18 protein-coding genes are annotated in these 19,625 nt (G+C 63.8%); 15 read left to right on the top strand and 3 right to left on the bottom strand.

Annotated elements, in window-relative coordinates:
- Positions 1-19: 19 nt before the first annotated feature.
- The 8 genes from AC5ZFO_RS29900 to AC5ZFO_RS29865 all read left to right on the top strand — a co-directional run bounded on the left by AC5ZFO_RS29900 (position 20) and on the right by AC5ZFO_RS29865 (position 11,502).
- Positions 20-724: an ABC transporter ATP-binding protein gene (locus AC5ZFO_RS29900; RefSeq protein ID WP_496122943.1), complete on the top strand. Its 705-nt coding sequence runs from the start codon at positions 20-22 to the stop codon at positions 722-724.
- The gene (locus tag AC5ZFO_RS29895) at positions 721-1,917 is read left to right on the top strand and encodes an ABC transporter permease (protein WP_496122942.1); all 1,197 of its coding nucleotides are present in this window, start codon (positions 721-723) and stop codon (positions 1,915-1,917) included. The genes AC5ZFO_RS29900 and AC5ZFO_RS29895 overlap by 4 nt, the downstream gene beginning before the upstream one ends.
- Positions 1,918-3,441, top strand: a complete 1,524-nt coding sequence (locus AC5ZFO_RS29890; protein ID WP_282519642.1) for a TolC family protein — start codon at positions 1,918-1,920, stop codon at positions 3,439-3,441.
- Complete coding sequence (locus AC5ZFO_RS29885; protein ID WP_496122941.1) at positions 3,417-4,820, top strand: efflux RND transporter periplasmic adaptor subunit; 1,404 nt, start codon at positions 3,417-3,419, stop codon at positions 4,818-4,820. The genes AC5ZFO_RS29890 and AC5ZFO_RS29885 overlap by 25 nt, the downstream gene beginning before the upstream one ends.
- Before the next feature lie 343 nt (positions 4,821-5,163).
- Positions 5,164-9,990, top strand: coding sequence for an NAD-glutamate dehydrogenase (locus AC5ZFO_RS29880; RefSeq protein ID WP_496122940.1), 4,827 nt, complete (start codon positions 5,164-5,166; stop codon positions 9,988-9,990).
- A 49-nt stretch (positions 9,991-10,039) separates the two neighbouring features.
- The gene (locus AC5ZFO_RS29875; protein WP_282519639.1) at positions 10,040-10,360 is read left to right on the top strand and encodes a hypothetical protein; all 321 of its coding nucleotides are present in this window, start codon (positions 10,040-10,042) and stop codon (positions 10,358-10,360) included.
- A 112-nt stretch (positions 10,361-10,472) separates the two neighbouring features.
- A complete protein-coding gene (locus AC5ZFO_RS29870) occupies positions 10,473-10,967 on the top strand; it encodes an aminoacyl-tRNA deacylase (RefSeq protein ID WP_282519638.1) in 495 nt (164 codons plus the stop codon).
- A gap of 115 nt (positions 10,968-11,082) precedes the next feature.
- On the top strand, positions 11,083-11,502 hold the full coding sequence (locus tag AC5ZFO_RS29865) for a CBS domain-containing protein (RefSeq protein WP_282519637.1): 420 nt from the start codon (positions 11,083-11,085) through the stop codon (positions 11,500-11,502).
- An 83-nt stretch (positions 11,503-11,585) separates the two neighbouring features.
- Here AC5ZFO_RS29865 and AC5ZFO_RS29860 read toward each other — a convergent pair whose 3' ends face one another.
- Both AC5ZFO_RS29860 and AC5ZFO_RS29855 read right to left on the bottom strand, forming a co-directional pair.
- Complete coding sequence (locus AC5ZFO_RS29860) at positions 11,586-11,984, bottom strand: hypothetical protein (RefSeq protein WP_282519636.1); 399 nt, start codon at positions 11,982-11,984, stop codon at positions 11,586-11,588.
- 161 nt (positions 11,985-12,145) lie between these two features.
- On the bottom strand, positions 12,146-12,928 hold the full coding sequence (locus AC5ZFO_RS29855; RefSeq protein WP_282519635.1) for an alpha/beta fold hydrolase: 783 nt from the start codon (positions 12,926-12,928) through the stop codon (positions 12,146-12,148).
- 329 nt (positions 12,929-13,257) lie between these two features.
- On the opposite strand from AC5ZFO_RS29855, the gene AC5ZFO_RS29850 reads away from it, so the two are divergent.
- From AC5ZFO_RS29850 to AC5ZFO_RS29820, 7 genes are all read left to right on the top strand, one after another.
- Entirely contained in the window at positions 13,258-13,587 is a 330-nt protein-coding gene (locus AC5ZFO_RS29850) for a PadR family transcriptional regulator (RefSeq protein WP_282519634.1), read from the top strand.
- Positions 13,584-14,156, top strand: a complete 573-nt coding sequence (locus tag AC5ZFO_RS29845) for a DUF1700 domain-containing protein (RefSeq protein WP_282519633.1) — start codon at positions 13,584-13,586, stop codon at positions 14,154-14,156. The genes AC5ZFO_RS29850 and AC5ZFO_RS29845 overlap by 4 nt, the downstream gene beginning before the upstream one ends.
- A complete protein-coding gene (locus tag AC5ZFO_RS29840) occupies positions 14,156-15,196 on the top strand; it encodes an alpha/beta hydrolase family protein (RefSeq protein WP_282519632.1) in 1,041 nt (346 codons plus the stop codon). The genes AC5ZFO_RS29845 and AC5ZFO_RS29840 overlap by 1 nt, the downstream gene beginning before the upstream one ends.
- 922 nt (positions 15,197-16,118) lie before the next feature.
- Complete coding sequence (locus AC5ZFO_RS29835) at positions 16,119-16,586, top strand: hypothetical protein (protein WP_496122939.1); 468 nt, start codon at positions 16,119-16,121, stop codon at positions 16,584-16,586.
- Positions 16,587-16,837: 251 nt separating this feature from the next.
- The gene (locus tag AC5ZFO_RS29830; RefSeq protein WP_496122938.1) at positions 16,838-17,359 is read left to right on the top strand and encodes a hypothetical protein; all 522 of its coding nucleotides are present in this window, start codon (positions 16,838-16,840) and stop codon (positions 17,357-17,359) included.
- A gap of 315 nt (positions 17,360-17,674) precedes the next feature.
- The gene (locus AC5ZFO_RS29825) at positions 17,675-18,208 is read left to right on the top strand and encodes a hypothetical protein (RefSeq protein WP_496122937.1); all 534 of its coding nucleotides are present in this window, start codon (positions 17,675-17,677) and stop codon (positions 18,206-18,208) included.
- Positions 18,209-18,659: 451 nt separating this feature from the next.
- The gene (locus AC5ZFO_RS29820) at positions 18,660-19,205 is read left to right on the top strand and encodes a recombinase family protein (protein ID WP_496122936.1); all 546 of its coding nucleotides are present in this window, start codon (positions 18,660-18,662) and stop codon (positions 19,203-19,205) included.
- A gap of 22 nt (positions 19,206-19,227) precedes the next feature.
- Here the strand turns inward: AC5ZFO_RS29820 and AC5ZFO_RS29815 are convergent, their stop codons facing one another.
- Positions 19,228-19,365, bottom strand: a complete 138-nt coding sequence (locus AC5ZFO_RS29815; RefSeq protein ID WP_496122935.1) for a hypothetical protein — start codon at positions 19,363-19,365, stop codon at positions 19,228-19,230.
- Between the last annotated feature and the right edge of the window lie 260 nt (positions 19,366-19,625).

Genomic DNA, 19,625 nt, shown 5'->3' with positions numbered 1-19,625 from the left:
GTCACCGAGGTCACGCGGAATGCTGAGCATTGCCCGCGCCAGCAAGAGCTACGCCGGAGTTGCGGGCGGCGCGCCCGTGCTGAGGAACGTCACGCTATTGATCAACGCCGGAGACATGTGCGCGCTGACAGGCGCGTCGGGCTCGGGCAAAACGACGTTGATGAACCTGATGGGGCTGCTCGACCGGCCCGACAGCGGCGAGATTCATCTGAACGGAATATCCGTTGCAAGCCTGCGCGAGGACGACGCGGCCCGGCTGCGCAACCGGCACATCGGCTTTGTCTTCCAGTCGTTCCATCTGCTGCCGCGCCTGTCCGCACTCGACAATGTGGCGTTGCCGCTGCTGTATCGCGGTGTCGCGGGCGCGCGGCGCCGGCAGGCTGCCGCCGTCGCTCTCGATCGTGTCGGCCTTACGGATCGTCTGACGCACCGCCCCGATGAACTCTCCGGAGGGCAGCGCCAGCGGGTGGCCATCGCCCGCGCCCTGGTGGGCGAGCCTGCATTACTGCTTGCGGACGAGCCGACCGGCAACCTTGACAGCCAATCCGCCGACGACATCCTGGGCCTATTCCTGTCGCTGAACCGAGAATCCGGGGTCACAATGGTGATCGTGACCCACGATCCCACGCTCGCGGCGCGCTGTCCCCGGCGCATCGTCATGCGCGACGGCGGCGTCGTCGACGACACCAGGGGTGAACTCCGCTGCGTCGGGGCGACGGCATGAGCGGTGATCGCATGATTCTGCGCGAGCTCGCTTTCGACGCCGCCTCGAACTTGCAGGCACCCAAGGGCCGCACCGTCCTTGCGCTGGTCGGCATCGCGATCGGGACAGCCGCCGTGATCGCGATGCTTCACATCGGCTACAATGCCCGCAAGGAGACGATGCAGCAATTCGACGTGCTCGGCATCGACCTCGTGAACGTCACCCCGGGATCGGACGGAACGAAAAATGCCGTGATCCCGTTCGACGCGGCTCGTGACGTCAGCGGCGCCGGCATCGGCGTAATCGCCGCGGCTCCCCTCATCCTCACGGGCACGTCCGTCAGGATCGGCCGTTCCTCGCTTCAGGCCAACCTCGTCGCCGCGACGGACGGGATCTATTCGCTCGCCAAGGCCGAGATCGCGACGGGACGAAGGACGTCCGATCTCGACGGCTTCGCGCCGTTCGCAGTGCTCGGGGCCGATCTCACCAAAGACATCGCGGCGAGCACCGGCAGGCCGGTCAGGATCGGCGACCAGATTTCACTCGACGGCCAGGTCATGACCGTCATCGGCATCCTCGCCAGCGTCTACTCCAATATGGTCCTCAACCTCGATCTCAATCGATCCGTCATCATTCCCTATGCGGCCGCACGCCGCCTGATCCCGTCTCCTCAAATCACCAATGTCGCGGCACGGATCGACATCGCGCGTGACGATGCGATCGTATCGGAGAAGATCTCCGAATATTTCGGCTCGCGCATGCGAGGCAGCGGCGTGAGCGTGCAGACCGCGAGGCAACTGATCGCAACCCTCGACCAGCAGATGCGCATCTACGGGCTTCTGCTGCTGGCGATCGGAACGGTCTCGCTGGTGGTGGGTGGCGTCGGCGTGATGAACGTGATGCTGATGAGCGTGATGGAGCGGCGGCGGGAGATCGGCATCAGGCTGGCGATCGGAGCCCGGCGCCACGATATCCGCGTGATGTTCCTGGTCGAGGCCTTGCTGCTGTCGGCGGCCGGCTCGGCGATCGGCACAGTGCTGGGGACGCTGACCGGCTGGCTCTTCGCCAGATCATCCGGCTGGTCCTTCGCTGTCGCGCCGGTCGCATTGCCGCTTGGAGCCGGCATGGCGCTCGTCGTCGGCCTGTTCTTCGGAAGCTATCCCGCAGCACGCGCCGCCCGGCTCGATCCGATTGCCGCCTTGAGGACCGACTAAATGGGCGCGCAGCGGAAGCGTTGGCTCGGACTTGCGCTCGCGATGATGCTGGCGACCGCCTTTCCGCATCTCAGCGCGGCCGCGCAGGAGGCCCGATCAAAATCCACCGTCAAGGCCCGGCGCGCCAGTCCTCCGTCAGCTGCCCTGACGCCGGCCGTCGAGACAGACCCAAGGGCGGCAGGTACTTCCCTCACCGTTGCAGATGCGATCGCCATTGCGATGCGCGACAACAGGACGATCCGCAGCGCCTATATCGACAGGATCGCGCAGAAGTTCGATCTGAGGGTGGCCGAGGATCGGTTCACGCCGCACGTCTCGATCAACGGGGGCGCGACCCGTCAGCAGATTGCCGGCATCAACACGACGAGTGCCGAGATCACGCCGACCGCCACGGCCCTGCTGCCGACGGGGGCGACGTTCGGCCTGGCCTGGGCGAACCAGATGAGCGATACGGCCGGCATTGTCACGCGCAGCTCCATCGCGGAGCTGACATTGTCGCAACCTCTGCTGCGCGGAGGCGGCATCGATGTCAACATGGCGCCGGTGCGAGCCGCCCGCCTGACGGAGAAGATCAACCGGCTGCGGCTGAAGGCGACGATCTCGGAGACCATCGGCCAGGTCATCTTCGCCTATCGCGCTCTTCTTCAGGCCCAGGAAGAGCTGAAGCTGGCGCAGACATCCGTGGGCCGCGCGCAAGAGCTCGTCGACATCAACCGCACGCTCATCACAGCGGGGCGAATGGCCGAAGTCGATATCGTGCAGACCGAGGCCGACCTCGAGAACCAGCGCATCCGCGTGCTCGAGGCGACGAAGACGCTGGATTCGGCGCGGCTGCAATTGCTGAACCTTCTGTCCATCGATCTTGGAGCCGCGATCGTGGCCAGGGAGAGCACCGATCCGGCGAGGATCGCGACCAGTCTGTCGCGGCTGATGCAGATCGCACTGGCCCAGCGCCCGGACTATCTCGGGCAGGTTCTCGTCGTCGAGCAAAACAAACTGGGCATCGTCGTCGCCCAGAATGAACGGCTGTGGGACCTGTCGGTATTCGCAAGCGGGCGGTTCGGGCGCGAGACGACGACAGGGGGCGGCACTTTCGCCGCCGAGCGGATCTCCGACGTGACGGTCGGCGCGGCATTCAGCGTTCCGCTCAACGATCTGCGCCGCGAGCAACCTTTCGTGCAGGCGACCTCCACATTACAGACGTCGGAGTTGCAGCTCGCGAGCATCCGCCAGGGCGCGGAGCTCCAGGTCCGCGGTTCGGTGACGGACGTGGACATCCGCTGGCGGCAGCTCGAAGTGGCGCGCCGGGCCCGCCAACTGGCATCCCGGGCCGTGGACATCGAGAAGGAGAAATTGAAGGCCGGCCGCTCGGCCAATTTCCAGGTGCGAGGACTGGAAAACGATTTGCGATCGGCCGAAAGCCAGCAGCTCGGCGCCATGATCGGCTACCTCAACGCGCTCACGCTTCTGGATATCCAATTAGGGACGACACTGGAGACATGGCACATCGCGTTGAAAGACTGACCGTGAACGCCGGGACCCGCGACGCCGAGGAGACGAAGCGCCCGGAGCGCGCGCGCGTGGCCGGACCTGTCCCACGACGAATCAAACGCATGACGATCGCGGCCGCCCTGCTTGCCATTGTCGCATTGAGCCTGACCGCCTGGTTCTGGCAGAACAGCGCCTCGCCGCCGCGGAGCGCGTCCGAGTCGACGCCGGTCCGCACCTTCACGGTCGCGCCAAGCGCGGTCGTTTCGCGCCTGACGCTGACTGGCACTTTGCGAGCCGGAAAGGTGGTCCCGATTGCGGCGCCGTTCGACGGCCCCATACGCGAGCGCAGGGTGCAGCTGGGCGATCGCGTGGTTGCCGGCGACACAGTTCTGGTCATGGACCCCGGGGAAGTGCAAAGCCGTTTTCGCGACGCGCAGGGATCCCTGCTCAAGGCCAGCATGGCGCTCGACGTTCTGCTCCATTGGGACACCAGTCCGGATGTCACGCGCGCCAAGCGCGCGCTCGAGGCCGCAGACGCAGCACTTGCCGTCCTCGAACGTCAGGTGACCGAGACCAAGGCCCTGTTCGACCGTGGGATCGTCTCGCGCAACGAATTCGACGGGCTGGTGCAGCAGCGGGATGCACAACGGGTCGCTGCGGTCGGCAGCCGCCTCGACCTGCAAACGACGCTCGCGCGCGGCAACGCCGAAAATCGCCAACTTGCGGATCTGGAAATGAAGAACGCGCAGGCCAGATTGGCGGACCTGAAGCAGCAGGTCGACGGCAGCACCGTGCTCGCACCTTCGTCGGGTATCCTGGTCCGCCCGCCCGCCACGACACCGAGCGCTCAAGGCTCGCTCTCGACCGAGCCCGGAAGCCGGGTCAGTCGCGGGCAGGCGCTGTTTTCCGTCGCCGATCTTTCGACGCTGCTCGTGGTCGGCAGGATCGACGAGGTCGATGTCAATCGCGTGCATGTCGGCCAGACCGCGACGATCACCAGCGACGCCTTCGCCAGTGAGATCGCGGGACGCATCGTGGGGGTGAGCGCCGAAGCAAATACCGACCAGGGCGGCAATCCCGCTCCGTCATTCGAGATCCGCGCGGCCATGTCGGTGGAAGCGGCGCGGCGCGAGTTGGTACGCCTCGGCATGTCGGCGCGGATGACAATCGAGCTGAGCGCGAACGCAAAGGCGCTGGTCGTTCCCATCGAAGCCGTGGGCGGCACCCGTGAGGAGCCCAGAGTCAGAATCCGGGAGCCAGAATCGGGCCGAGAGTTCGACCGGCGTGTCGTCTTGGGAACAACCACGGAAACCGGCGTCGAGGTGCTAAGCGGTCTGGGCGCAGGGGAGGTTCTCCTCCTTGTTCCCTCGTCCGGTATCGGACATGTCTCCCAGCCGGATCCGCCGCGGTGAGCTGCGTAGAGACCACGCGCTTGTCGATCTCGCCGGCAAGGTGAAGGCTTATCTGGCGCGCCATTCAGAATAGAATCACGAACTCATACACATTTGAAATTGCTCGCGATTTTTCTCACCTCAATGATTCGGTGGCCACCGACCTCGGCCTCGCCGCTGCCGTCGGGAATTTCAGCACGCCTCACAACAGCGTGCGCCTTTCGCTCCGGGATCGTAGTATTGTCATCGGAAACCGCCGACGCACGAGACCGGGGATTTTGCGTATCCACGCGATCGCGGCGCTCGACGAGATGAACTCCAGAATTAGGCTGATGATCGCGACTGCGGTCGGACGGCGCGGCAAATGGAGGACATGATGGCGTGGCGTGACGACAAGGCCCGGGCAACCCTGATCCGCGACGCAGCAGGCAGCGTGCCGCCGGGCAAGAGCCCGCGGGCCTTTGCCGAGCCCTTGTTCGGCTACAGCAATATCGAGGATCTCGACAATTACGATGCCGCCTCTCTCGCCCTCCTGGCGGAGCACGCCTGGGAGCATGTGCAGCGGCGCACGTCGGGCAGCGCCGATATCCGCGTGGTCAATCCGACATTGCCGAACGGGCGCGAGATTTCCGTGCTCGAGATTCTCAACGACAACATGCCTTTCCTGTACGACTCCACGATGGCGGAGCTCGCCGAGCAGGGCATCGAAGTCAGCCTCGTCGCCCACCCGATCATCGCCGTGGAGCGCGATGCCGAGGGCAAGCTGCTGCGGTTCTACGGCGAAGCACTGCCGGAAGGAGCCAAGGGCGCGCGCGAAAGCCTGATTCACCTCCACATCACCCGCCTGGATGCCGACGCCGATCGCCAGAAGCTGATCGACGGACTCACCAGGGCGCTGAACAACGTCCGCGCCTGCGTCACCGACTGGCGCGCCATGCGTGACCGCGTCGAGGAGGCAATCAAGACGTTCTCCTCCAATCCGCCGCCGCTGCCGATCGACGAGGTCGCCGAAGCCAATCAGTTCCTGCAATGGCTCTGCGCGGACAATTTCACCTTCCTCGGCGTGCGCGAATATCGCTTCTCGCCCGACAGCGATGCGTCCGACGACATCATGACCGGCGAAGGCCTCGGCATCCTGCGCGATCCCGACGTGAAGGTCCTGCGCCGCGGCAACGAAATGGTGGTGATGACCTCGGAAATTCGCGAGTTCATGCACGAGCCGACCCTGCTGATCGTCATCAAGGCCAATGTCTCAAGCCTCGTCCATCGGCGGATCCGGATGGATTATGTGGGTATCAAGCTCTATGCACCCGACGGCCGGCTCGAGGGCGAATTGCGCGTCGTCGGCCTGTTTACCTCCGGCGCCTATACCCGCTCGGTGCGGCAGATCCCTTATGTGCGCCACAAGGTTTCGCGGGTGCTGCAGCGCGCCGGCTTCGACCCGAACGGCCATTCGGGCAAGGCGCTCATGCATATCCTCGAGGATTATCCGCGTGACGAGCTGTTCCAGATCGACGTCGACACGCTCTACAATTTCGTCATCGAGGTCCTGATCCTCTACGAGCGCCCGCGCGTCCGGGCGCTGGCGCGGGTCGACAAGTTCGATCGCTTCGTCTCCATTCTCACCTTCATTCCGCGCGACAAATACGACACCGACGTCCGCACGCGCGTCGGAGCCTTCCTGGCGCAGGTCTACAAGGGGACCCTGTCGGCGTCCTACGTCTCGTTCCCTGAAGGCGCGCTTGCGCGCGTCCACTTCATCATCGGGCGCTATGAAGGCAAAACGCCCGTCGTCGAGCGCGCCGCGCTCGAAGCCGGCATCAGCGCCATTGCCGCGACCTGGATCGACAAGCTGAAGGCCGCGCTCACCGCGTCGACCGACGGCATGCGGGCGCGCATGATCGCCAACCGTTATGCCCAGGCCTTTAGCGGCGGCTATACCGAGGTTTTCACGGCGGAGCAGGCCATCGCCGACATCGCCACCATCGAAAGGCTGACGCCGGCCCGCCCGGTGACGATTTCGGTGCACCGCGACAAGGGCGAGGACGATCCCAGGCGCTTCGGCCTGAAGGTGTTCTCCGACGCCGCACCGCTCTCGCTGTCCTATCGCGTGCCGGTGATCGAAAATCACGGCCTGCGCGTGGTCGACGAACGCACCTATCAGATCGTGCCCGGCAACAGGCCGGAGCCGGTCTGGCTGCACGAGATGACGATCGAGACCAGCGACGGCCAGCCGATCGAGATCAACCCGGAATTCAGCCATCGCCTGGAAGCCTCGATCATGGCCGTGGTCACGGATCGCGCCGAATCCGATGGATACAACGCCCTGATCCTGCGCACCGCGCTGGGCTGGCGCGAGGTCTCGACCATCCGGGCGCTGTCGCGCTATCTGCATCAGATCCGCGCTCCGTTCACCCAGGATTACATGTGGGAGACCTTGCGCAAGAACGCCGCGATCACTGCCACCCTCGTCGCACTGTTCCAGACCCGTCTCGATCCGCGCCTCGTGCTGACCGATCGCGAGCGTTCGGCACGCGAGACGGCGCTGCTTGCCGAGATCGAGGAGCAGCTCCAATCCGTCGCCTCGCTCGATGAAGACCGCATCCTGCGCCGTTTCACCAATCTGGTGCAGTCGACCATCCGCACCAATCTGTGGCAGATCGGCGAGGATGGACAACCGCGTCCGGTGATCTCCTTCAAGTTCGACGCGCGGCGGATCGACGACTTGCCGGCACCGCGGCCTCTCTACGAGATCTTCGTCTATTCGCCGCGGGTCGAAGGCATTCACCTGCGCTTCGGCAAGGTCGCGCGCGGCGGCCTGCGCTGGTCCGACCGGCCGCAGGATTTCCGCACCGAGATCCTGGGTCTCGTGAAGGCGCAGCAGGTCAAGAACGCCGTGATCGTGCCGGTCGGCGCCAAGGGCGGGTTCGTGCCCAAGCGCCTGCCGCCGCCGTCGAATCGCGACGCCTGGCTCGCGGAAGGCACCGAGGCCTATCGCATCTTCGTGCGCTCGCTGCTCGAGCTCACCGACAATCTCGACGGCGACGTCGTCGTGCCGCCCGATTCCACGATGCGCCACGACGGCGACGACCCCTACCTCGTGGTCGCCGCCGACAAGGGCACCGCCACCTTCTCCGATGTCGCCAACGCGATCTCGGCCGAGAAGAACCATTGGCTCGGCGACGCCTTCGCCTCCGGCGGCAGCCAGGGCTACGACCACAAGAAGATGGGGATCACGGCGCGCGGCGCCTGGGAGGCGGTCAAGCGCCACTTCCGCGAGCTCGGCACCGACATTCAGACCATGCCGTTCACCGCTGCCGGCGTCGGCGACATGTCCGGCGACGTCTTCGGCAACGGCATGCTGCTGTCGCCGGCGACAAGGCTCGTGGCGGCGTTCGATCACCGCGACATCTTCATCGATCCCTCCCCCGACCTTTCGACCAGCTTCGCCGAGCGCAAGCGCCTGTTCGACCTGCCGCGATCGAGCTGGCAGGACTACAACAAGGCGCTGATCTCGCAGGGCGGCGGCGTGTTCTCGCGCACGCTGAAGGCGATCCCGCTCGCACCGGAAGTCCGCAGCCTGCTCGATCTCGACAAGGAGCAGGCCACGCCGTTCGAGGTGATGACGGCGATTCTGAAAGCGCGCACGGACCTGTTGTGGTTTGGCGGCATCGGCACCTATATCCGCGCGTCGGCGGAGAGCGACGATCAGGCCGGCGACCGCGCCAACGATCCGATCCGCATCGCAGGCACTGACGTTCGCGCCCGGGTGATCGGCGAAGGCGCCAATCTCGGCGCCACCCAGCGCGGCCGCATCGAAGCGGCGCAGAAGGGCGTCAAGCTCAACACCGACGCCATCGACAATTCGGCCGGCGTCAACACCTCCGACGTCGAGGTCAATATCAAGGTCGCGCTGGCGCGCCCCGAACGCGAGGGACGCCTCAGCTTAGCCGACCGCAACAGCCTGCTTGCCGCGATGACCGACGAGGTCGGCACGCTGGTGCTGCGCAACAACTATCTGCAGACGCTGGCGCTCTCGCTCGCCGAGCGCAAGGGCGTGGCCGAGACCGGCTTCCTCACCCGCCTGATGCAGTCGCTCGAGCAGCGCGGCCTGCTCAGCCGCGCCGTGGAGTTCCTGCCCGACGACGCCGCGCTCACCGAGCGGACACGGCGCGGCCAGGCCCTGACACGGCCCGAGCTTGCCGTGCTGCTCGCCTACGCCAAGCTGACGCTCTACGAGGACCTGCTCGTCACCAGCGTGCCTGATGATCCTTATCTCGCCCGCAGACTGTCGCTGTATTTTCCGCGCGAGGTCCCCGATAAATTCCCAACCGCGGTCGAGCTCCATCGCCTGCGACGCGAGATCATCGCGACCAGTCTCGTCAATGCCGTGATCAACCGCGGCGGCCCGGCGTGTATCGTGCGCCTGACCGACGAGACCGACGCCGATATCTCCACCATCGTCATGGCGCAGGTGGCGGTGGACGCGATCTACGAGCTCAGGCGGCTCAATGACGCGATCGACGCGCTCGACACCCGGATTGACGGGCAGGTGCAGCTCGGCCTCTACGCGGCGATCCAGGACCTCCTGATTTCCCGCATGGTCTGGTACGTGCGCAATGTCGATTTCAAGGACGGCCTCGAGGCGGTGATCGGACGTTTCGGCCCGGGTATCCGCGAGATCGCGGCCTCCCTCGACACCACCCTGCCGCCGGACCTGCAGGCCGCGCGCGGCAAGCGGCGCCAGGAACTCACCGATGCCGGCGTCCCGGCCGGCCTCGCCGGCGAGCTCGCCGATCTCGACCCTCTGATTGCGGCACCCGATATCGTGACGGTCGCCGAGCGCACCTCCCGCGCCATCGGCGATGCTGCCGCAACCTTCTTCGCCGCGGAAGCCAATTTCCGTCTCGACCGCATCATCGCGGCCGCGCGCAGCGTGCCGGCAAATGATTATTTCGAACGCATGGCGGTCGATCGCGCCGTTGAACAGATCGCCGGCGCCGAGAGAAGACTGGCCGCGGATATGCTGGCAACCGGCCAGTCCGGCCAGCAGGCTGTCGAGACCTGGCTTGCGGCTCACCCCGAAGCGGCGCGTATCCGCCGCTCGGTCGAGGAGATTGCCGCCAGCGGCCTGACGCTTGCCAAGCTGACGGTGGCGGCGAACCTGCTGGGGGATCTGGTCAAAGTCTGAGCGCGTGCGAGGCAGCGATGTGAAACTGAGCCGGCGAACGGAGGAACCCATGATCCACGCCACTTGCCACACCGCCGATAATGTCCGCTGCATCGAGTTCGATGCCACACCTTGGTTCAGCGAGGCTGACGCTCCGAGCATTGTCGATCTGGCCCGACGAGGCTGGACCAGCACGGCGATTGCAGAGTCCCTCGAGCACCGACGAGGATACGAGGGCTTGCACGATCTCGTTGAGTATGCGGCGAAGCGACTGCAATCGGAGTCCCTGGAGGACCCGACCTGGGAAACCTTCGCGTGCGTCGTCGATGGCCCCGAGGCAGTCGCCTGGCTCAGGAAGAACCGGCCCAACGTTGTGACAAGGATTCCGTAAGCCACGGGAAGCGCAGCAAAGGCCACGATCGATCGGCCGCAAACGCAGCGGAAAGGCGCGCCCGGAACGATCCGAACCCCCGACCCGATTGCGGCGTGCGAGCGCGAGGCCTATGCTGGCATCCGGCAATCACGCGGCCGCCCATCGTGCGGCGGGGCAGCATCACGGTGGATGGCTCGCATATCCATCCGAAAGGCTACGCCATGACCATTGCCCCCCATCCGCGCGCACGGCGCAGGCCTGCCACGTCTCGGGCGATCGTTTCGCCAAGGCCGTCGTGCTGCGCCATGACGGCGGCTATATGCTCGCGATCGTTCCGGCATCGCACCGTCTCAACTTGCCGGACTTGAAGGAGAAGCTCGGCGCGGATCTCGTGATGGCGAACGAAACCGAGATCCACAGGCTGTTCGCGGACTGCGCGCATGGAGCCGTTCCGGCGGTAGGCCGATGCTACGGGCTCGATCTCATCGTCGATGACAGCATCCGGGCGCAGCCCGAGATCTATATCGAAGCCGGCGACCATGAGACGCTGCTTCACCTGACGCATGCACAGTTCGAACGGCTGACGTCCAATGCGCCGCATGGACGCTTCAGCACGCACGGTTGACGCGGCATGGCGGCGGGATGATTTTTCCTGCGCCTTCATCGCGGCGCGCGTGCGGTCGCGCCCAGTTCGTAGTATAATCGCGTCACGGGGGCTGCGTTCGCAACGGAGGTCCTCCATGAAGGTCAAGGACGTGATGCACAAGGGTGTCGATTGGGTCAGCCCGGACACCCCGATCACCGAGATCGCGAAGTTGATGCAAGGGCACGACATCGGCTGCATTCCGATCGGCGATGACGACCATCTGATCGGGATGGTGACCGATCGCGACATCGTCTGCAAAGGCCTCGCGAGCAAGAACTTCAACGCCGCGCGCATGACGGCGCGGGACGTGATGACCGAAGGCATCCATTGCTGCCGGGACGACGACGATCTGGCGAAAGCCGTGCATCACATGGAGACGCTGAAAATCCGCAGGCTGCTCGTGATCAACAAGAGCAAGCGGATGGTCGGCATGATCAGCCTGGGCGATGTCAGCCAATTCGCCAGCGTTGATCTGTTGACCCAATGCGTCAAGGGCGTGTCGGCCCATCATTGATGGCGACCGCCACCCGGCGCCCGGAACTTCGTCGCATCGCTCGCAGGACCCCGCTGAGCGCGTAAGCGGGCTCGCCCGCGCAGCTAATTCTTCAATTCGTTCTTCAGCTCATTCCTGGCGTTCCGCATCTTGCTCGCTCCCCGGAGCGGGGGCGTCGGCGGGGGAGCCGGATTCGCCCAGCCTGTCATCTGCAGGCAGGTGAGCAGATCGACATAGCTTTGGATTCCATCTGCCGCAGCCTCGCCTTCGCAACTTTCACGCGCGGGACCCGGAACAGTCAGCCAGGCCGAGCTCAGCTGTTGCTGCGCAATTGTCTCGTCACGCATGCACTCGCCGGCGTCCTGCGCCAGGGCAAGCCCTGAGGCCTTGTCGTCGGCGGAAACGTCCCGGCAAAGGGCTTCCACATTGAAGATGGGCACGCGGTCTGAAATCGGAATCGCGGGCTGGCCAAGAAGCGACAGAACCAAGAGCGCTGCTTTCATAAAATCCTCCCTTGAATCGGGTTGGACGGGAAAGCTCGGGGAAGGTTAGGCTTGGTTTGTTTCCGGCCGGCTTCACCCGGCCTGCAAAGGGTTTCGTCCTTGCCCGATTGTAGGTCGGCGCCAAAAGTCTGGAAATGGCGCGCCACGGCCGATGACGAAGCTTACCCGGGTCTTCGCACGTAGAGCGAGACAAACCGGTCGATCATCGGGTTGATCTGCTCCGGCACCTCCAGCGACAGGAAATGTCCGGAGCCGACGGCCTTGGCCGTGACCAGCTGCGGGCACAGCTCCGCAAAACGATCCAGATCCGCGAGCCGATGAGCCGCTTCGATGTAGAGCACCGGGACCCGGCACGCCTTCGCGCATTCACGCGCCCGATGCACATCCCAGGGAAACAGACTTGTAAACGTGGACACCAGCACGTGCTGTGGCGTCGCCAGAAAGGTCTGTTCAACATGGGCGCGGCATCTGTCGGTCGGCAGACAGGAGTCCGCCACGATTTTCCGGACCTCGTCCGCAAAATTCGCGCCCCTTAAGCCCTCCAGATACCCGGCGAACACCGTCCCTGCCGAGGCAGGGAAGAGCACCCCTGAGTCGAGCAGCACCAGGCCTGCAGGAAAGTCCGGATAGCGGGCGGCGATTTCGAGCGCCATGTTGCCACCCATGCTTTGACCCACGATAACAGGCTTGGTGATCTGCTGTCGGTTGCACAGAAAGACGAGATCATCGGCGAAGCTTTCGATCGAATACGCCTGTTGCGGCTTGTCGCTCTCACCATGCCCCCGCAGCTCGGCATTCAATGCCCGGCCTTGACGGGCGAAATACTCCATCTGCGGCGCAAAATGCGTGCGATCTCCGCCCAGGCCATGGACGAACAGGAATTGAAGCGGTCCCGCGCCGGCAATGTCGAAGGACAGCTGGATTCCGTCATGCGCGAGCTTCATGGGTCATCTCCATATTCACCGACATGTCCAGGCGTCTCTGGCGAGCCCTTAGTCTAAGTGACGCGCCGCGGCAGATGAAGATGGGCACTATTGCTTGGCTATTCGACCATGAGACCTCAGCCAGCAATGCGCTGCGATAGATAAATCTTCGACCGCCTTCGACGCGGTGCACTCAAGCGGCCCTGTTCATAAGACGCCCGATTCAATCATCCCATCGGGCGGACGCCGCCATTGATCATCTGGTTGTATGAATCATGTTTTGATAGGTACCTTGTATTAGTCACTACCTTGCTATATGTTGCTCTGTAAGCACAAACCGCAGCAACTCGATGACCGAGTCAACAATCCAGATTCAACTCAAGAAAGGCGCGCTCGAATTGTGCGTCCTGGCGCTGCTGGCGTGCCGCGAGAGCTACGCCTATGAGATCGCGAGCACGCTAGCGACAGCCGTCGGCATGGGCGAAGGCACGATCTACCCGTTGATGCGGCGGATGCAGGATGACGGGCTCGTCGACACCCGCCTCGTCGAATCGAACAGCGGCCCGCCGCGAAAATATTACCGACTCACACCGGCAGGCCGTACCGCCTATGCCGCGCAGAAACGCGAGTGGCGGTCATTCACCGAGGCCGTCAACCAGCTGCTCGGAGACATTAGATGAACCGTATTGCTTTCCTGCGGACGCTCCGCGACGGACTGACGGGCCTCCCGGCGGACAACATTAACGACATCCTTGCCGACTACAGTGCCTATTTTGACGAGGCCCATGGCGCCGGCCGCAGCGAGGAGGACGTCGCCACAGCACTTGGTGATCCGCGGCGACTGGCGCGCGAATTGCGCGTCGAGACGGGACTACGGCGCTGGGAAAACCATCGTTCCGTGCGCAATTCCACGACGGCGTTGCTGGCGCTTGGCGGGCTTGCCGCAGTGGACATTCTGTTGCTGCTGCCGCTGATGTTCGCCGTCGGGCTTGTGCTCTTGGTCTCCGGCCTTGTGATGTTCATTCTCGGCGTTATCGGGATCGGCCTGCTGCTGAGCCTCTTCAAGGTCGTGCACTTCGCCTCGCTCACCACGATCGTCCTGCGCGCTCTCGCCGGCATCGCGCTGATCGCCGCCAGCGCGGGCATCGGCGGAATTCTGCTGCTCGCGTTGAATGGCATAGTGAGGAAGCTCGGAGGCTATGCACGGCTGCACTACCGGCTGCTCAAGCCGGAAGAGCATTCCGTCTGATGGCACGCATCAAGGGAGGAACGACTGCCATGTGCAAACTGCCCGCCGGCTCGGCCGGACTACGCATTCTCGCAGCGGCCATCGTGCTTTCGCTGCTTGTGTCCCTCGCCGCCGGCCCGTCGCCTGCGCGCGCCGATGGTCGGTACCAGGCCGGCGTCGCACGCATCACCGTACCGGACGCGGTCCCGCTTGTTGTCCTCGTGGCCTACCCGACCGACGCGGCCGAAGCCGCGTTCGAGTCCGGGCCCTTCACCATCCGAGCCCGCCGTGACGCGCCGATCGCCTTGGCGAAGGCGTTTCCGGTTCTACTGTTCTCACACGGCAACGGTCGTGGCGGAAGCCCCCTCAATCACCGCGATCTGATCACCGCGCTGGCACGACAAGGCTTTATCGTCATCGCGCCGTTCCACGCCGGGACTAAGCCTCTGCGCGATCGGCCGCGACAACTGCACGAAGCTCTCGATCAGGTTCTCGCTGACCAACGCTTCGCCGCGCAAGTGGATCGCTCGCGGCTGGGTATTGTCGGCTACTCGTTTGGCGGCGCGGTGGCGCTGATCGCCGCCGGCGCAACACCGGACTGGGCCCACCTCGTTTCATACTGCCGCGAGCGCACCGACGATCCGCGCGCCTGTGACGGGATCGACACAAATGACACTTCGCACGTAATCTTCGGACAAGCCGCCGACGTGCTCCCGCTGAAGGCGCTCGTGCTGATGGAGCCGTTCGGCGCCCCGTTCGACCGGGAAGCGCTGACCGCATTGACGATGCCGGTGCTGCTCTATCGGGCCGAGCACAGTGATCTCCGCCCGGAGGGCAATATCCTTGCGCTTGCCGCGGCATTGCCGCGCTCGCCCAAGCAGGAGAGCGTGCCGGGCGGCCATCTTGTTTTTATCGATCCCTGCCCGCCCGCGTTGGAGAAGGAAGATCCCGCCGCTTGCAGGGACGCCGCAGACGTCGATCGCGTCGCGATCCATCGCCGGATCGAAACCGAGGTGGCCGATTTTTTTCGAGACAACCTCCAGGCCCGACCACACGAATGACCGAGGAAGGCTGCACAGCGCACCATGACTTCGGCTGTGTCGTAGAGTGGCGTGGCCGCGCGTGCATCAGAGGACTTTGTCGCAGTGAAGGAGATCATCGACAATACGTGAAGCAGTGCGAAAGATCCGACCGATTAGGACGGCTAGATAGAAGCGACGGTGTCGCTCCGGGCCATCGGGGGTCGTAAGTGTTTGTCTGCACGTTGATTTGGATGGCACTGCTGCGGCACCGTATGAAGCGGCCTGGTGCCGCTCGAACCGACAAAGCATTCAAAATCAGCGTTCCGAGCGCCATCGTTCGCAGAGTAGCGTCTTGTTGCGCGTACTCGGCGCATTGAGGTGGACGCGAAAGAAGTTCGCATCATGGGATCGAAAAGCGTGCTCTTGCGCACTCTCGTCGCCGCGCCCCGCGCAAAATCGGCAGGTTTTGGAGTGCCCAGTTTTGTAGCGGAATGGCGCGCCCGGAACGATTCGAACGTCCGACCCTCAGATTCGTAGTCTAACCCAGCGGTCGGGAATCATTCAGAAATTTTGCAAACCGACCCCTTTGTGTCCCCAACAGGCTCAATGGCTTAACACCCCTTTTGCAAACCAGAACTCGGAGGGGTCGCCGCGCGCGAGTAGCGCCTCGGGGCACGATACCTACATGATAATTCGGCGTTCGCAGCGCCGGGATCCACACCACCTTTTCGACCAGCACACCACCAAGGAGACCACCACCATGACGCCGAAACATCGAATGAAAGACAAACGACATGAAGCCCATAATGGAAGGGCCCGGTCACCGACATGACCAGGCCCTGAGAAGTTCGTCTCGACAGCTCACCATCACGAAAGCTATCGCCTGCAAAAATAGATCGTCGCACTCGTCTGCGCAAGATCCGCTGCATCGTCTCGCCTCAAAAAACCTGGAGGCGCGCCGATGACTCGTCTACCGCGCCGCTCGAGCGTGAAGAAGAGCGGGGCCGAGGTCGACACCGGCAAGCTCGCGAAGCTGATAAGGCTGCTCGCCAGCGACAAGCCAGGCGAGGTGGTTGCCGCTGCTGGCGCGTTGAAGCGCACACTGCAATGTGCCGGCATCGATATGCATGCGCTTGCCGATGCAGCGGAGCGCGGCCTAAAGCCACAGCCACCACAGCAGCCGCAGCAACGTCAGACCTGGGGCCCGCCGCTTCCCTCGCCACACGATTGGCAAGGAATGTGCTGGTGGCTGCACTTCAACCGGCACCATCTCCGGAACGACCAGGCCGAACTCGTAGCGGACATGCTTCTCGGCCAAGGCGATGCCTTCGATGCCGGACGGATCTGCGACTGGGCGATTGATGATCTGCGCGCGCTGGTCTCGCGCGTGCGGGCCGAGTTGCGCTCCACCTCAGTGTTGCGGCCATGAAGCGCAAGAAAGATTATCTACTTGGACCGGATCGCGAGCGCCCGCCGCCGATGCCACGGATGCATTGGCGCTGGTTCCATCGCGGTCAGGACCTCACCGCCATCCTTGATGAACGCTGCGGAAGGTATCTTCCGCCTGACGACGCCGGTCGCGAGTACCTCACGCACCTGATCAATCACTTGATCAGGCTGGTGCCGAACGGGGTCGCCGCCGCGCGAGCGAACGCGCGGCTACGCGCTCCGTGGCTCACCGTGCCAGAGCTCGACGATCTGATAGCGTCGGCCATGGAATCCCTAAACCATCCGCCCATCTCCGCGGCCAAGCTCGGCAAGGCGCTTCGACTCACCGCCGACGAGGTGAAGCGCCTCGGCATCACGACCATCACGGCCTTCGACCACGGCGCCGAAGAGACCCGTCGCCGGCAGCGCGAGTGGGCCGCGCAGGCGAGGCGCAAGGCCGGTGCCAGCACCAAGCGTGGCCGTCCCGCCCTGGACTTGTCGCCGGAGGAGAAGCGAGCGCACGTCAGGGCAAAAGCCGCCGAGCGCAAGAGACGGTCTAGGATGAATGTCACGGAAAATCCGTCGACGCACCATCCCTCTATAAGGGAATGCGACGTCGACGAATTTAGCGTGACATCGGCCCCGCCGGCATTCGCGATGATCCGCGCCGACGCGATCGATCTTGACCGCATCGACTTCAAGCTGTTCGGCATTGTCGCCGTTCGCGTGATGCGAGGGTCAGATGTCCTGCGGGCGTGGACGCGCGGCGCTTGAAGCGCCCGCGCGTGTACACCGGTCACCGAATACCGGACAAACGGGACATGCCGGGACGCTTCAGTTGCCCCCGCTCTCGACTACAGATAGCATGATATTCGCATTGCAAGGGAGGCGCTCGACGAGCAGGTCGCGTTTCCCGGTGTTCTATCGACCCGAATAGCGCGAAGGGCCGATGAACTGGAGGAGTGCGTTATGTCATGGTCCGCTCTGACTAGGTTGGCGTCATTTGTGGCGTTAGCCGGCTCGACAGCCGTGTCGTTTAGCTCCGATGCCCAGACAATTACGCGGCACTGGACAGGATATGCGAAATGCATGCTCAATATTTCGGGCAATGATCCCAATTATGACTATTTTGATTTCCAGGAGCATGTCTGGAAAATCCCGGAGGACGCGATCAAGTTCGTGGCTAAAGCACGAGAAAAGTATTCCGCGAGCTGGAGGGTAACCGGTTGGGGTAGGAAAACCGGAAAGACTCCCGATGGCCACCTGAAGGATGCGACAACTCAACGTTGGTCATACGATGGACGCGGTGGGGAGCAAATCCAATTTCTGTTGAACGGCGGCAATCTCTACATCAGTCTCGTCGGATCTCTGGCGCAAGACGATGCGGGGATCGGTGTTCGCGACTGGTTCATGCCAATCCGATATCTTCCAGCCACTGAGTGGGTCTTCCCGCCGATTGCCGTACAGCAGGGCGCTGGTGTGACGCACATTCAGGGTAGCTCGCAACCTTCGGTCTCTGGTAGGCCGGGTTGGAATCAAGTGGACCCCGCCACGCTGAGCGCGGATTGCTCCTGGGATTTCTACCAGAAAGTAGGAGTTTTTGAGCCACCGCAAAGGTATTAGCCCAAGCGGTCTAGCCTTTGAGTTAGTGGCGCTTCGACGCCCAAAAACCGAGGCGTATACGCATCCACGCGTTCATTTTTTTCGACGCCGCTGGCCTCTAGCGAATCAGCAGCGCAGCGATTGCGGCCACGAAGCCGATCACCAGAAGACTGCCGGCCGTGAGCGTGACGAAGTCGATCGATGGGCTGTGGTGAAAGTGGTGAAGGCGCATTGTCGCCTCCCTGCGTATTGCCCCGCATCAAGGCCCCGCCGCCTCTTGGGGGCATAGGTCGTCACGCGGCGGCGGGGCCGCGCGGCCAAGGGGATGGGGCCGCACATAGGCAACGGTCGCGGTGGCTGATCCGTTCCAGCCCACGATTTGTGAAACTTAGGAGTTTTGCAAAAAACTTCTGGACGAGGAAAAACAACGTGTTACAGTTGCGAAATTCACTTGCAAAAGTGGAGCGCGCAAATGGCCATTCTCGGATACGCCCGCGTCAGCACTCTGGATCAGCACCTCACCGGCCAGATCGAGGCCCTGACGGCGGCCGATGCCACCACGATCTTCAAGGAGAAGGTCAGCGGTGCCCGGGCCGATAGGCCCCAGCTCGCCAAGCTAATGGGGTCGCTGAGGGCTGGTGACGTCGTCCTGGTCACCAAGCTCGACCGACTCGGCCGCTCGACCCGCGAGCTGCTCGACCTGATTGAGCGCATCGGCAAGGCCGGCGCGGCCTTCAGGAGCCTCGGCGACCCGCTGTTCGACACCACGTCCTCGCAGGGCCGCTTGCTGTCGACGCTACTCGCCGCCATTGCGGAGTTCGAGCGCGACCTGATCCGCGAGCGCACCGGCGATGGTCGCAGGCGCGCCCAGGCCAAAGGAGTCAAGTTCGGCAGGAAGCCCAAACTGTCAGAATACCAGCGTGCCGAGGCGCTGAAGCGCCGCGGTGCCGGCGAGACGCTGGCCGAGATCGCTAAGAGCTACGCAGTCGACTTGTCGATGATCTCGCGGCTTCGCTGATCGCGCGCCCCGATCTCGGCGCTCAACTGAGCTTCTTGCGGAGCTTCTTGATGATTTCCCGCAGATCGTCGACGTACTCCCCAATGATCCGCATCGCCTCCTCCGAGTGCGAAGGCTTCGGCGCTTCCTTCCCCGGGTCCGGCTTGTCGGTCGAGATCATGGGACTGATGGTTCAGGGAGAACCAAGAGGCACCATTGAGATAAATCAATTGGCGTGCCCGCGAGCGCGGCGCCCCCAGCGCGTGGCGTTTCTGGAAACCCGATCAGCGACGGCGACGTGGTCGCTGTCTGGCGGCCAGCGCCGCGAACGCGATGATCCCGATGGCGTCAACTACGAGGTCGATCCGGGGAACAACAGACTTGGCAACGCGTCTGTTTGGGGCCCCCAGCCGATAGGTTAGCCCCAACCGCTGGAGGAAA

The organism is Bradyrhizobium sp. Unk1, from assembly GCF_059512345.1.
Note: the sequence above shows the minus strand (reverse complement) of the source record. Positions and strands in the feature narration are given on the sequence as shown.